Origin of the sequence: Stutzerimonas stutzeri (genome assembly GCF_024448695.1) — a bacterium.
Lineage (GTDB): Bacteria > Pseudomonadota > Gammaproteobacteria > Pseudomonadales > Pseudomonadaceae > Stutzerimonas > Stutzerimonas stutzeri_T.
In genome coordinates this window covers 1-13,903 of sequence record NZ_JAMOHY010000043.1, presented here as the reverse complement: position 1 = coordinate 13,903, position 13,903 = coordinate 1, and the positions used below count along the sequence as shown (strand labels likewise).

Sequence of the window (13,903 nt, the reverse complement as noted above, 5' to 3'; positions counted from 1 at the left end):
TGACCATAGATTTTTGTGCCCACGGGAATCTCGACGAGCGGACTGATACGGATCAGTCCGCTCAACTCCAGCCGCGACTAGACTTACGTCCAATTGGGCCAGAGCGGCCCACGGCCCACCATGGAACAAAACTGGACGTGAACCATGAGCAAAGCTGGCGCTTTCTCCGAAGCAGGCAAGACTGCCGTACTGCAGAACATCCACGGAACCATGGAGTTTCTGCGCAAGTACCCCCCCTTCATTCAGATGGAGCCGACGCATCTCGCCTTTCTGGTGGAAAACTGCGAGCTGCGTTTCTATGCCGAAGGCGACAGCATCATTTCTCCTGATGACGGCACGGTCCAGCACTTCTATATCGTCAAGCAGGGCCGGGTGCACGGTCAGCGCCCGCATACAGCCAAGCGCGGCACGGATACCACTTTCGAGGTCATCGTAGGCGAGTGCTTTCCCATGGCGGCACTGATGGGCGAGCGCGCCACACGAACCGGCCATTTCGCAGCCGAAGACACCTTCTGCCTGCTGCTGAACAAGCCGGCGTTCATCAAGCTGGTATCCAAGTCCGCCGCGTTCCGTGATTTCGCCATGCGTGGCGTAAGCAGCCTGCTCGACCTGGTCAACCAGCAGGCACAAACGCGCGCAGTGGAAAGCCTGGGGGAGCGTTATTCGCTGGAAACCACTGTCGGCGAGCTGGCCCTGCATCATCCGGTATCCTGCCTGCCGTCGCTGCCGCTGAACGAAGCAGTAGAGCTGATGCAGATCGCCAATGTCGGCAGCATCGTCATCGTCGATGATGAACAGCACCCGCTCGGCATCTTTACCCTGCGCGACCTGCGGCGTGTCGTCGGCACACAGCTGGGTGAGCTGACCAGCCCCATATCGGCCTTCATGACCCACGAGCCCTTTTACCTGCCGCCGGGAGCCACGGCGTTCGATGCCGCCATCGCCATGACCGAGCGGCATATCGGGCATGTCTGCGTGGTCAAGGACGGTCTGCTCTGCGGGGTGATTTCCGAACGCGACCTGTTCTCGCTGCAACGGGTCGACCTGGTCCATCTGGCGCAGACCATTCTCCATGCTGACCGCGTGGAATCGCTGGTGACCATCCGCACACGCATCACCCAGCTGGTGGACAACATGCTGGCCCATGGTGCGTCGTCAGCCCAGATCACCCATATCATCACCCTGCTCAACGACCACACCGTGCGCCGCGTCATCGAGCTGGCCATTAACGATCTGGGCGACCCCGGCATTCCCTTCACCTGGCTGTGCTTCGGCAGCGAAGGACGTCGGGAGCAGACGCTGCATACCGATCAGGACAACGGCATTCTCTTCGAGGCCAGTGATGCCTCGGAAGCCGCTCTCATTCGCGGCAAGCTGCTGCCGCTGGCCGAACGCATTACCCGTGATCTTGATGTCTGCGGTTTCACCCTGTGCAAAGGCAACATCATGGCCAGCAACCCCGAGCTGTGCCTGTCACGCCAGGAGTGGAAACGACGCTTCAGTTCGTTCGTCCGCGACGCCACGCCGGAAAATCTTCTGTCCAGCACCATCTTCTTCGACCTTCGCGCGATCTGGGGGCCGGAGGAAAGCTGCGAGAAACTACGCCGCCACATGCTCGACGAGATTGCCGAAAGCCCCATTTTTCAGCGCCTGATGGCCAGCAACGCACTACGCCACCGCCCGCCGGTAGGCCGTTTCCGCGATTTTGTGCTGGAACGCAAGGGCGACGGCAAGGACACCCTCGATCTCAAGATTCAGGGCCTGACGCCATTTGTGGACGGTGCGCGACTGCTGGCTCTGGCCAACGGCATCGGCGAGTGCAACACCCTGGAGCGCTTGCGCCAACTGGTGGCAAAAGGCGCCATGGAGCCCAAGGACGGAGAGGCCTATGAAGAGGCCTACCACTTCATCCAGCAGACGCGTATGCAGCAACACCAGCAACAGTCGCGCGACGGCCTGCCCTTTTCCAACCGGCTGGACCCGCAAGACCTCAATCATCTGGACCGGCGCATCCTGCGCGAGTCCTTCCGACAAGCCCAGCGCCTTCAAGGCAGTCTCGCATTGCGCTATCAACTATGAACATGTTCTGGCTCAACCCACGCGCGCCCAAACTCACCCACCAACAGCAGCAGCGGCTAGATGAACTACCAATACCTGCTCCGCCAGGAGCCGTACCGCTGTGCAAGCAGCGGCTGGTGGTGCTCGACCTGGAGACCACTGGGCTTCATCTCAAGCGTGACAAAGTCATCTCAATCGGCGCGGTCACCATCGAAAACGGCGCCATCGACTATTCACAACAGTTCGAATGCACGCTGCGCCGCCACGTCGAGATTACGGAGAGTGTACTCATCCATGGCATTGCGCCCAGTGAACTGGCAAAGGGTGAAGCTCCTGAAGAAGCACTGCTCAGTTTCATGGAGTTCGTAGGCGACAGCGTGATACTGGCCTTCCATGCCCCGTTCGACCAGCGCATGCTTGCCCGCGCCCTGAAGCAGGAGCTGGGCTATAGCCTGAAACACAGCTTTCTCGATGTGGCCGACCTGGCCCCCATGCTGTTTCCGGAGGCTGCTGTTCGACGCAGTGGTCTGGATAGCTGGCTCAGCCATTTCAAGATCCAGATGCCGCAACGCCATCACGCTGCCGCAGACGCCATGGCCACTGCCGAGATCGCTCTGATCCTGCTCAATCGCGCCCAGCGCAAGGGCATTGGCCAGATTGACGAACTGGCCCAGGCACTCGGCTCCTGGCAACGCTCGCGCAAGGCCGCCTCTCTCTCGATCTGACTGCCACAACTACCCTGCTGCCGAGGATTATCATCCTTGGCAGGCCAGTTGCTGATCTTCTGAAATAGCCGCCCCTGGAAAACCGTGCCCCTTGCCAGCCATGCGGGTTACAGGCTGGCGACTTCGCAAAAGCAGGGGTCTTTACAGCGTTGTCTCAATAGCGATCAGGTTCGCAAGTGGCCCGGTAAAGCGGCGCATCCGCATCCAGCTTGATCATGCTTTCAAACTTCGCCTGACCTTCGTCATTCAGCCTGAACATCACTTTCTCATCGCAGATCAGCTGATAGGTTCCACTTTTCACAGTGGACATCAGGTGGTGCTTTTCAAAGCGATACAGCACGAAGCGCGCCATTCGCCCATTGGCCGTATCCTCGACTTGCGCATTGGCGCCATCAAGTACCGTATAGACCAGCGGCATGGGAAACAGCATGGTCCAGGGGCGCCACAACATATGGCCTTCTTCACTCGAAACAACCAATGAGCCTTCCGGCAGACGCGCCTGCTTGGTCTCGAACCAAGTGTATTCATAATGAACTGTGTAGCCGAGCATACCCAGACCGGCGAATACCGGGATGATCCATTTCGGCAGTCGATTGCGAGTCAGATTACGCAACACCAGCGCAATACCTGCGCCCGCCAGGCCGGCGCAGATTGCAGCAATGAGATGCCAGATCATAGAAACTTTCCTCAAAAAAATCGGGCTTCCATATGGAAGCCCGACTTGTATCTCAACCGTGGATCGGATTTCTCAACCCGACTTCTGGCCGAATTATCACTTAGTGATCAAGCGCAGCGCCAGCACCTTTCGGGGTACGAACGCTTTCTACCAGATCCTGAATCTCCTGCGGAGGAGCTTCGGTGGACAGGGATACAGCGTAAGCCACTGCGAAGTTCAGAACCGCACCGATAGCACCGAAGGCTTGCGGGGAAATACCGAACATCCACTCGCCAGGCACGTTAGCGAAAGTATTGGTGCCAGGAATGAAGAACCAGCCCAGGTACAGGAAGATGTACACCGAAGTACTGATCAGACCGACCAGCATGCCGGCTACAGCGCCCTTGCTGTTCACACGCTTGGAGAAGATCCCCATCATCAGCGCCGGGAACAGGCTGGATGCCGCAAGACCGAACGCCAGTGCCACCACCTGAGCCGCGAATCCTGGTGGATTCAGCCCCAGCCAGGTTGCCACGAGAATCGCACCTGTCATGGACAGACGAGCCGCGAGCATCTCGTTCTTCTCGCTGATCTTCGGATTGATGATCGTCTTGATCAGGTCATGACTGATTGCCGAGGAGATAGCCAGCAGCAGACCCGCAGCTGTCGACAGAGCCGCCGCAATACCACCCGCAGCGATCAGACCCACAACCCAGCCTGGCAGGTTGGCGATTTCCGGGTTAGCCAGAACGATGATGTCGTTGTTGACGGTCAGCTCGTTACCGTTCCAGCCACGCTCTTGCGCAGTAGGAGCGAACGCAGCGTTGGCGTCGTTGTACATCTGCATACGGCCATCATTGTTCTTGTCTTCCCACTTGATCAGACCGGTTTCTTCCCAAGTCTGGATCCAGGCCGGACGATCTTCATAGAGAATCGCTTCGGCTTGAGCAGTACCTTCCGGATAGATGGTGTCAACCAGGTTAATACGAGCCATGGCAGCAACAGCCGGAGCAGTCAGGTACAGCAGGGCGATGAAGATCAGCGTCCAGCCAGCGGACCAACGGGCATCAGCCACCTTCGGTACGGTGAAGAAGCGAATGATGACGTGCGGCAGACCAGCAGTACCGATCATCAGCGACAGGGTGAACAGGAACATGTTCAGCTTGTTGTCAACGTCAGCGGTGTACTCGGCAAAGCCCAGATCGCGGACAACGACATCCAGACGGTCAAGCAGCGGCATGCCGGTCTCAACGTGGGTACCGAACAGACCGAACATCGGGATCGGGTTGCCGGTCAGCTGCATGGCGATGAACACGGCCGGAATGGTGTAGGCAATGATCAGTACCACGTACTGCGCCACCTGGGTGTAGGTGATGCCCTTCATGCCGCCGAATACCGCGTAGGCGAACACGATCGCGGCAGCAAGCCAGATACCGACGTCGTTGCTCACTTCGAGGAAGCGGGAGAAGGCCACACCGGCACCGGACATCTGACCGATTACATAGGTAACGGAGATGAGGATGAGGCAGACCACAGCTACCAGGCGCGCACCACGGCTGTAGAAACGGTCACCGATGAAATCCGGTACCGTGAACTTGCCGAACTTGCGCAGGTAAGGTGCCAGCAGCATCGCCAGCAGCACGTAACCACCGGTCCAGCCCATCAGGTAGACGGACGTACCATAACCACCGGCGGCGATGATACCGGCCATGGAAATGAAGGAGGCAGCAGACATCCAGTCAGCCGCAGTCGCCATACCGTTGGTCACGGGATGGACGCCACCGCCGGCAACGTAGAACTCCTTGGTCGATCCGGCGCGGGCCCAGATCGCGATCCCTATATAGAGCGCAAAGGATGCGCCCACGAACAACATGTTAATCCAGTATTGGCTCATGGCTTACTCCTCGACCCCGAATTCCTTGTCCAGTTTGTTCAGCCGCCACGCGTAGTGGAAGATGATCAAAATGAACGTGATGATGGAGCCCTGTTGAGCAAACCAAAAGCCCAGATCCGTTCCCCCAACCGGGATACCGGCCAGCAACGGACGCAGGAGAATGGCAAATCCATATGAGACCAGAGCCCAGACCACCAGGCTCCATGTTATGAGGCGAACGTTCGCCTTCCAGTACGCAGCAGCATTTTTCTTATCTTCTTCGGTCATCGCCGTGTTCCGCCTTATTGTTATAGCTAGTGAGGAAAGCCCACACGGTGAATCTAGCAAAGGTGCGTTCTCCAATGAAAGCCCCGACTTTAGTCGGGGCCACCTTGAAACCCCCACGCCAAAGGCTCGGGCCAGAGCGCTGAATGCAAATATCCCGAGGGTTGCCAGAGCTGTGACGTCAGACCTCCGAACCCGGTCCGGAACGGCAGAGCTTCACTGAGCGCACAAGCCCCAAAACAGACCATTCGGTCAGAAACGCGCACACCCTCAGAACACAGAATCTCAGGCTTCACGACAAGCCGGACTGGCAACAACCCAAGTAATGGTGACCCTGATCTCTTGCAATGACCCCTCACTTAAACCTGACGACTCGCATTAAATATTAATCGACCGGACACTTAGAAAACCAACAACAAACAACTTTGCTTAAAATTAATAAAAAGAATAAAGAGAGCTTATAAATAAATTCATGCAAGATTAAAGAAACAGAAATAATTCCAACCCATTTCACAACCACTCACATAAAAAGACCCCGTTTATTTGCCTAAAAGAATGAGACTACAACTCAGCCTCTCAAACTTGCGGCAACCAGACAGTAAACAGCCTCCTGCAAAGACACTCGCCCCTGAACGAGGCTTCGCTTTTATGAGGCTGCCCTGGCCGGTCTGCTAGACTGGCTGCCGGTTCCTTATAGATGATGCTTCCGTGCCCAGTTCAGCCTTTTCCACCCTGCCTCTCAGCCCGGCCACACTGGCCAACCTCGATGCACTCGGCTATCTCGAGATGACGCCTATTCAGGCTCAGAGCCTGCCGGTCATGCTCAAGGGCATGGACCTTATCGCACAGGCCAAGACCGGCAGCGGCAAAACCGCCGCCTTCGGCATCGCCCTGCTGGAACCGCTCAACCCGCGCTACTTCGGTTGCCAGGCGCTGGTGTTGTGCCCGACCCGCGAGCTGGCCGACCAGGTTGCCAAGGAGCTACGCCGGCTGGCCCGCGCTGCGGACAACATCAAGATTCTGACCTTGTGCGGCGGGGTTTCCATCGGCCCGCAGATCGGCTCGCTTGAGCATGGCGCGCATGTCATCGTCGGTACGCCTGGGCGTATTCAGGAGCACCTGAAAAAGGGCACGCTGAAACTCGACGGTCTCAATACCCTGATACTCGATGAAGCCGATCGCATGCTGGACATGGGTTTCTACGACGCCATCGCCGAGATCATCGGGCAGACGCCGAGCAGGCGACAGACCCTGCTGTTCTCGGCAACCTATCCGAGCAGCATCAAGCAGCTATCCGCCACCTTTATGCGTGACCCCCAGCAGGTAAAGGCCGAGGCGCTGCATGACGATGCGCAGATCGAACAGCGCTTCTACGAGATCGACCCGGAAAACCGGATGGATGCCGTTGTGCATGTGCTCGCCAGTTTCCGTCCGGAAAGCTGTGTGGCCTTCTGCTTTACCAAACAGCAATGCCAGGAGTTGGTCGATCAGCTCAGCGCCAAAGGCATTTCCGCCATGGCCCTCAATGGCGATCTGGAACAGCGTGATCGCGATCAGGTGCTGGCGATGTTCGCCAACCGCAGCCTGTCCGTGCTGGTGGCTACCGATGTCGCCGCACGCGGTCTGGACATCGACGCACTGGACATGGTGATCAATGTCGAGCTGGCGCGCGATTCGGAGATTCATATCCATCGCGTTGGCCGTACCGGGCGAGCCGGCAGGAAGGGCATCGCCATCAGCCTGGTCGCCCCCGCCGAAGCCCATCGGGCACGGGCCATCGAGGAGCGCCAGAAGGCGCCGCTGAACTGGCAACCACTGGGCCAACTCAAGGCACAACCGGGCGAGCCGCTGCAACCGCCCATGACAACCCTGTGCATTGGCGCCGGGCGCAAGGACAAACTTCGCCCCGGCGACATCCTTGGCGCCCTCACCGGCGATGCCGGCATTCCCGGCACCCAGGTGGGCAAGATCGCCATCTTCGACTTCCAGGCCTTCGTTGCCGTCGAGCGCGGCGTCGCCAAACAGGCGCTCAATCGCCTGAACTCAGGCAAAATCAAGGGCCGCTCGCTGAAGATCAGAGCACTGTAGGTCGTAGGGTGGACCACGCTTCACCGGTCCACCAAGCGGGGGCACGGTGGACGTAAAAAATGACGTCCACCCCACAGCGTTTGTGGGAGATTTCATGGCAGTAAGCAAGCGCGATACCGGGGGAGCGGCTTCAGCCGCGAAGCTTTTCGCATCCGCAGTGCCTGATCGACCGTCTTCGCGGATAAATCCGCTCCCACAAAAGCAGGATGGCTTCACCGGCTAAAGGTTGCTCCCAGCACGACCCAGCGTCTCGTTTGAGGATTCGATTCGATGCGTTCACCCTCTGTTGGCCAATCCCTGCGCCGCCTCTGGGCTCTGGACAAGTTCGGCTACAGCCTGCGCGTGCTGATCGCCCTGTCGGCCAGCATGGGGCTGAGCTGGTATCTGGGTGAGCCGACAATGGTGATCCCGCTGTTCCTCGGCGTCATCGCCAGCGCCCTGGCGGAAACCGATGACAGCTGGCTCGGACGACTTTCCGCCCTGCTGGTGACGCTGCTGTGCTTCAGCATCGCCGCAGTGTCGGTACAACTGCTGTTCCCCTACCCCTGGCTGTTCACACTTGGCATGGCGGCGGCAGCCTTTAGCCTGATCATGCTCGGCGCGCTGGGTGAGCGTTACGCGACGATCGCCCAGGCGACGTTGATTCTCTCCATTTACAGCATGATCGCAGCCGACCAGCGTGACGGCACCGAACTTGAGTCCTGGCGCGATCCCTTGCTGCTGTTGGCGGGTGCTGCGTGGTACGGCCTGCTGTCGGTGCTCTGGAACGCCCTGTTCGCGCATCAGCCGGTACAGCAGAGCCTGGCCAGGCTGTATCGCGAGCTGGGCCAGTACTTCAAACTCAAGGCGGCACTGTTCGAGCCGGTCCACCAGTTCGATGTCGAGCAACAACGCCTGCAACTGGCGCAGCAGAACGGGCGCGTGGTCAGCGCCCTGAACGCCGCCAAGGAAACCCTGTTGCATCGGCTCGGCAATGGCCGGCCAGGGGCGAAGATCAACCACTACCTCAAGCTGTACTTCCTCGCCCAGGATCTGCACGAGCGCGTCAGCTCCTCGCACTACCCCTATCGGGCACTGACCGAAGCATTCTTTCACAGCGATGTGCTGTTTCGCTGCGGACGCCTGCTGCGTCTGCAGAGCGTGGCCTGTACCGATCTGGCCAGTGCTATTCAGCTGCGCCAGCCGTTTCGCTACAGCGAGGCCAACGCACAGGCGCGTGCCGATCTCCAGGCCTCGCTCGATTACCTGCGCCAGCAGAACAACCCAGACTGGCGCGACCTGCTGCGCTCACTGCGCGCCCTGTCGCAGAACCTCTCGACAATGCAGCACGAGCTGTCCGGCGCCAACAATCCCGACGCCCTGGAAGGGGAACAGGACAGCAGCCTGCTGGATCGCCAACCCCAATCGCTGCGCGATGCCGGCAACCGTATTCGCCTGCAACTGACGCCCACGTCCCTGCTGTTTCGCCACGCCCTGCGCATGAGCCTGGCGCTGGTCTGCGGCTACGCGGTGTTGCACGCGATCCATCCCGAGCAGGGCTACTGGGTACTGCTGACCACCGTATTCGTCTGCCAGCCCAACTATGGCGCAACGCGGATCAAGCTGGTGCAGCGGGTGACCGGCACCATCCTCGGCCTGGTCGCCGGCTGGGCACTGTTCGACCTGTTTCCCGGCCAGCATATCCAGGCCCTGTTTGCGGTGATCGCCGGCGTTGTGTTCTTCGCCACCCGCAGCAGCCGCTACACCTTGGCGACGGCGGCCATCACGCTGCTGGTGCTGTTCTGCTTCAATCAGGTCGGAGATGGCTACGGGATGATCTGGCCGCGGCTGGTCGACACCCTGCTGGGCAGCCTGATCGCCGCCGCCGCGGTATTCCTGATCCTGCCGGACTGGCAGGGGCGCCGACTCAATCAGGTGGTCGCCAATACCCTGAGTCGCAACGCCGACTACCTGCGCCAGATCATGCACCAGTACGAGAGCGGCAAGCATGACGATCTGGCCTATCGGCTGGCCCGGCGCAATGCGCACAACGCCGATGCGGCGCTCTCGACCACACTGTCAAACATGCTTCTGGAACCCGGCCACTTCCGCCGGGATGCCGAAACCGGCTTTCGCTTCCTGATCCTCTCGCACACGCTGCTCAACTACCTTTCCGGTCTCGGCGCGCACCGGGAAAGCCTGCCCGACGACGCCCGTGACGCATTGCTCGAAAGTGCTGCCCGGCAGCTGGCCAGCAGCCTTGACGAGATAGCCGCGGCACTGCAGAACAAGCAGCCCCTGGCGGTATACAGCGAAAAGGAAGAAGCACTGGCCCGGCAACTGGAACAGACCTCGGATGAAATGGATGATGCACACCGCCTGCTGCAGACCCAGCTGGGGCTGATCTGCCGCGAACTGGCTCCGCTGCGCAGCATGGCCGTGCATCTGCTCAAGCAAACCGGCGAGCCGCAAGCCGCATCGGCGCGGTAACATTCGCGGCTGTTTCAACGAGGGCCATGCCGTGCAAACCACAGACGTCACCATCATCGGCGCCGGCGCCGCCGGATTGATGTGCGCATTCAACGCCGCCGCGCGCGGACGCCGTGTACTGCTGCTGGACCATGCCAACAAGGCCGGCAAGAAGATCCTCATGTCCGGCGGCGGACGCTGCAATTTCACCAATCTGTATACCGAGCCAGCGAACTTCCTTTCCGCCAATCCGCATTTCTGCAAGTCGGCACTGGCACGCTACACCCAGTGGGATTTCATCGAGTTGGTCAGCCGCCACAACCTGCCCTATCACGAGAAGAAGCTCGGCCAGCTGTTCTGCGACAACAAGGCCAGCGACATCCTGCAGATGCTGCTCGACGAATGCGCACAGGCAGGCGTCGAGCTGCGGCTGGACAGCGCCGTGCAATCGATTGAAAAGACCGCCGAAGGCTATCGGCTACAGAGCAGCGCCGGCACCTTCAGTTGCCAGTCACTGGTGATCGCCACCGGCGGCCTGTCGATCCCGACCCTGGGTGCCAGCGGGTTCGGCTATCAGGTGGCACGCCAGTTCGGCCATAGTGTGCTGCCAACCCGCGCCGGGCTGGTGCCTTTCACCATCACGGATCCGCAGCTCAAGACCCTTTGCAATGAGCTGTCCGGTACTTCGGTGGAGGATTGTCTGGTGAGCTGCAATGGGCAGAGCTTTCGCGAAAACATCCTGTTCACCCATCGTGGCCTGTCCGGGCCGGCGATTCTGCAGGTGTCGTCCTTCTGGCAGCCCGGCGATGTCATTGAGATCAACCTGCTGCCGCACCTCAACCTTACCGAGTGGCTTGCCGAGCAGCAGCGTGAGCGCCCCAACAGCGAGCTGAAGACGATTCTGGGCGAGCTGTTCACGCGCAAGATGGCAGGCTTGTTGAGCGAACACTGGTTCACCTCCAAGCCGCTCAAGCAGTACACCCCGAGCGAACTGGAACAGATCGCCGACAAACTTGCTGCCTGGAAATTGGTGCCCGCCGGTACCGAGGGCTATCGCACCGCCGAAGTCACCCTGGGCGGTATCGATACCCGCGAAGTGTCGTCCAAGACCATGGAGTCACTGAAGTCACCGGGCCTGTATTTCGTCGGCGAAGTACTGGACGTCACCGGCCACCTGGGTGGCTTCAATTTCCAGTGGGCCTGGGCCTCGGGCTATGCGGCGGCACAATACGTGTAAAGCCGGCCTCACTCGCCACAGCAATCATTTGCAGAGCCGAACACGTTCGGCCCTGCGTGGTTCGAAACAGGGTCATAGCCTTCAGCTATTCGTTGGCCCTGTTTGACGGTGGCGAAATTTCCCGAGGCCCGGCTGGATCTGCCGCGGTGTTCTGAAATTGCTGCTGATTCCGGGTGTTGTTATCCATCGCCGAGGGCTCTTCGTCCGGCGAGCAAGCCACCAGCAGCAACGAAAGCGGAAGCGCCGCCGCGATAACCAACAAGTTCGATTTCATGTCGTTCTCCCGTAAGGACGCTTCTTGGCATCAGCAGCCAGGCTTACTGGCCAGAGCCGGTGGGGTTTGGCTCAGTGCCAGCTCCAGACTCTGTACCCAAGCCACTACCCGTATCGGAATTGTCCATGGTGTCAGGATTGGCAACGCCGGTGCCGCTGCCCGTTTCCACACCACCAGAGGTCCCGGTGCCCATGGTAGAGCTGCCCGAAGTGCCGGTTCCCGTGGTACCGCCGCCAGTGGTGCCGCTATCGGCAGGCGGTGTTCCAGGTGCAGGCGCGGCAGGCTGCTGAGTGGATGGCTGCGGTGGTGTCACCTCACGGTCACGGTCTTCATCCGGGCCACAGCCGACCAACAGCAGACCGAGAATCGGGGCAGATAAATAAGCAAGACGCATGGGATAACCTCCAAAGATTGAACCGGCCAGGTTGCCGGCGACAGTCGGATCTACGATCCTCTCGGCAATTGACCCCGCTCGGCGCGTAGAGTGCCCGCACTCTCGGACCGACCTGGGCAATCCGCCCGACAAGAGACTGTTCCCGTTTCCTCACTCGCATGAAGCGGGCACATCTCCGGACGTTTCAGGCCGCCTGACGGGCGCTGAATTCCTTTTTCAGACGGTTTCTCAGCTCGACCATCTGCGCGCCCATCTCGTCCAGCCGGGCCTTGTCAAACAGCTCTCGCGCGCGGGGAAACATCTCCGACTCCTCCTCCTCGATATGGTGTTCGAGCAGTTCCTTGCACACCTTGGCGCGCCCGGAAAACTCCAGACTGGCGGGGTCCGTCGCTTTCAGATCAGGGAGCACCAGCGCATCCACGGTACGGTGTTCTTCCTTGGCCTCGTGGTACATCTTGGCTTCTTCCTTGCCACCGGCTTCCTTGTAGGCGGGATAGAGAATCTGCTCCTCCAGCTGGGTATGAATGGTGACTTCCATTTCCAGTTTGCCCAGCAGCTCGGCGCGCGTCTTGACGGCACGCTCTGTACTTTCCGTCAGGCGCGTCAGGATGTCCTTCACGCGCTCATGGTCTTCAATCAGCAGGTCTATGGCATTCATGCGGTATTCCTCATCCCTATCAGGTTAGCGAAACCCCGGGTTCTGCGACCCGGTCGCATCGTGTGCCGAACTCAGGCGTAATCGTAGGTTGGCAACCGGGTGCGGCTCTGGCTCTGCAGCCGGGCAATAGCCGGTGACATACCGGCCTCCAGCGCCAGGTCACGACGAATCGAGCTGATCACCCATTCCAGCTGGACAGCGGTTTGGGCCTGCCCCTTGGATATTGCGCGCTTGATCACGTCACGGTCATCGTTGCGCAGCACCAGCAGCAAACCGCCATCCGGGCGCTGGGTAGTCAGGACTTCGAACTCAGGGAAAGCGGCAGTGAGAATTTTTTCAGCGACGATCATTGTTATGGACTCCGATTATGTTCCGGGCAGCCATATACAGAGCAGCCTTCATGCCAACGCAGCCACATTAAAAGTCTTTTAAATTCAGTAAGTTGTGATGGCAGATGGCAATATGAACCCATGCAAAACGCAAGATACCCTCGGGCAAGGCGTGCATTGTGAAGTGCCGTGGTTGCTCTCCAGCCCTGGGTTGCCCCCGTCAGGTGCCTTCATGAAGCAATCGACTGCTGTTGCGTCCGTTTGTCGTATTGCGTTGTTACCCTGCAGACCCCGAGGCTAGAGCAGATCTGTCGCGCAACAACCGAGCAAATGCCAACTGACGCAAACCCTGCACTGTTAGAGCGACCGCCCGGCTGCTGCCGCTGAACCCGGGAGACATCAGCGGTCGAAGATGAGGGCTTGTCATCATCGAAAGCGCACGTTCGAAAAACATCGAGAATGCCTCAATGAATCAAACGTCACCCAAAGTCGTCCTGATCGTCGAAGACGAACCCCATATCCTCGATCTGCTGAGAGACTATCTGAGCGACGAAGGCTACCGGGTGCTGGCTGCCGAAGATGCAATCAGAGCCTTCGAGATCATCGCGACCAAGCCGCATCTCGATCTGCTGATTTCCGACTTTCGCCTGCCCGGCAATGTTTCGGGCGTGATGATTGCCGAACCTGCGCTCAAGCTACGCCCCGACCTCAAGGTGCTCTTCATCAGCGGTTATCCCATCGAGATCTACGAGTCCGGCAGCACCATCGCGCGCTCATCCCCGGTCCTGGCCAAGCCCTTTTCGCTGGAATCGCTGCACAATCAGATCCGGCTGCTACTGGCCGACTGACCTCTGTGCAGACAATGAAAAGCCCGCATTG

General features: G+C 59.5%; 13 protein-coding genes. 6 read left to right on the top strand and 7 right to left on the bottom strand.

Annotated elements, in window-relative coordinates:
- Nucleotides 1-144: 144 nt before the first annotated feature.
- The gene (locus NAV32_RS17270) at nt 145-2,079 is read left to right on the top strand and encodes a putative nucleotidyltransferase substrate binding domain-containing protein (protein ID WP_256054016.1); all 1,935 of its coding nucleotides are present in this window, start codon (nt 145-147) and stop codon (nt 2,077-2,079) included.
- On the top strand, nt 2,076-2,783 hold the full coding sequence (locus tag NAV32_RS17265) for a 3'-5' exonuclease (protein WP_256054015.1): 708 nt from the start codon (nt 2,076-2,078) through the stop codon (nt 2,781-2,783). Before NAV32_RS17270 ends, NAV32_RS17265 begins: the two co-directional genes overlap by 4 nt.
- Nucleotides 2,784-2,937: 154 nt before the next feature.
- Here the strand turns inward: NAV32_RS17265 and NAV32_RS17260 are convergent, their stop codons facing one another.
- The 3 genes from NAV32_RS17260 to NAV32_RS17250 all read right to left on the bottom strand — a co-directional run bounded on the left by NAV32_RS17260 (nt 2,938) and on the right by NAV32_RS17250 (nt 5,599).
- Nucleotides 2,938-3,459 carry a hypothetical protein gene (locus NAV32_RS17260; RefSeq protein ID WP_256054014.1) on the bottom strand — a complete coding sequence of 174 codons (522 nt, stop codon included), beginning with the start codon at nt 3,457-3,459 and terminating at the stop codon, nt 2,938-2,940.
- Nucleotides 3,460-3,559: 100 nt separating this feature from the next.
- On the bottom strand, nt 3,560-5,332 hold the full coding sequence (locus NAV32_RS17255) for a sodium:solute symporter family protein (RefSeq protein WP_256054013.1): 1,773 nt from the start codon (nt 5,330-5,332) through the stop codon (nt 3,560-3,562).
- 3 nt (nt 5,333-5,335) lie between these two features.
- Nucleotides 5,336-5,599 (bottom strand): DUF4212 domain-containing protein, encoded by a 264-nt coding sequence (locus NAV32_RS17250; protein WP_256054012.1) that lies wholly within the window; start codon nt 5,597-5,599, stop codon nt 5,336-5,338.
- A gap of 705 nt (nt 5,600-6,304) precedes the next feature.
- On the opposite strand from NAV32_RS17250, the gene dbpA reads away from it, so the two are divergent.
- The 3 genes from dbpA to NAV32_RS17235 all read left to right on the top strand — a co-directional run bounded on the left by dbpA (nt 6,305) and on the right by NAV32_RS17235 (nt 11,369).
- The gene (gene dbpA, locus NAV32_RS17245) at nt 6,305-7,684 is read left to right on the top strand and encodes an ATP-dependent RNA helicase DbpA (protein WP_256054011.1); all 1,380 of its coding nucleotides are present in this window, start codon (nt 6,305-6,307) and stop codon (nt 7,682-7,684) included.
- Between the two features lie 270 nt (nt 7,685-7,954).
- Nucleotides 7,955-10,153 (top strand): YccS family putative transporter, encoded by a 2,199-nt coding sequence (yccS, locus tag NAV32_RS17240; protein ID WP_256054010.1) that lies wholly within the window; start codon nt 7,955-7,957, stop codon nt 10,151-10,153.
- Nucleotides 10,154-10,184: 31 nt separating this feature from the next.
- Nucleotides 10,185-11,369 (top strand): NAD(P)/FAD-dependent oxidoreductase, encoded by a 1,185-nt coding sequence (locus NAV32_RS17235; protein ID WP_256054009.1) that lies wholly within the window; start codon nt 10,185-10,187, stop codon nt 11,367-11,369.
- An 85-nt stretch (nt 11,370-11,454) separates the two neighbouring features.
- Here the strand turns inward: NAV32_RS17235 and NAV32_RS17230 are convergent, their stop codons facing one another.
- The 4 genes from NAV32_RS17230 to NAV32_RS17215 all read right to left on the bottom strand — a co-directional run bounded on the left by NAV32_RS17230 (nt 11,455) and on the right by NAV32_RS17215 (nt 13,045).
- The gene (locus tag NAV32_RS17230) at nt 11,455-11,643 is read right to left on the bottom strand and encodes a hypothetical protein (RefSeq protein ID WP_256054008.1); all 189 of its coding nucleotides are present in this window, start codon (nt 11,641-11,643) and stop codon (nt 11,455-11,457) included.
- 43 nt (nt 11,644-11,686) lie between these two features.
- Nucleotides 11,687-12,037: a hypothetical protein gene (locus NAV32_RS17225; protein WP_256054007.1), complete on the bottom strand. Its 351-nt coding sequence runs from the start codon at nt 12,035-12,037 to the stop codon at nt 11,687-11,689.
- Between the two features lie 184 nt (nt 12,038-12,221).
- Nucleotides 12,222-12,695, bottom strand: coding sequence for a hemerythrin domain-containing protein (locus NAV32_RS17220; RefSeq protein WP_256054006.1), 474 nt, complete (start codon nt 12,693-12,695; stop codon nt 12,222-12,224).
- Between the two features lie 71 nt (nt 12,696-12,766).
- Nucleotides 12,767-13,045 (bottom strand): DUF3509 domain-containing protein, encoded by a 279-nt coding sequence (locus NAV32_RS17215; RefSeq protein WP_256054005.1) that lies wholly within the window; start codon nt 13,043-13,045, stop codon nt 12,767-12,769.
- A gap of 446 nt (nt 13,046-13,491) precedes the next feature.
- Between NAV32_RS17215 and NAV32_RS17210 the strand changes: the two genes are divergently transcribed.
- Complete coding sequence (locus NAV32_RS17210; protein WP_256054004.1) at nt 13,492-13,872, top strand: response regulator; 381 nt, start codon at nt 13,492-13,494, stop codon at nt 13,870-13,872.
- Nucleotides 13,873-13,903 lie beyond the last annotated feature (31 nt).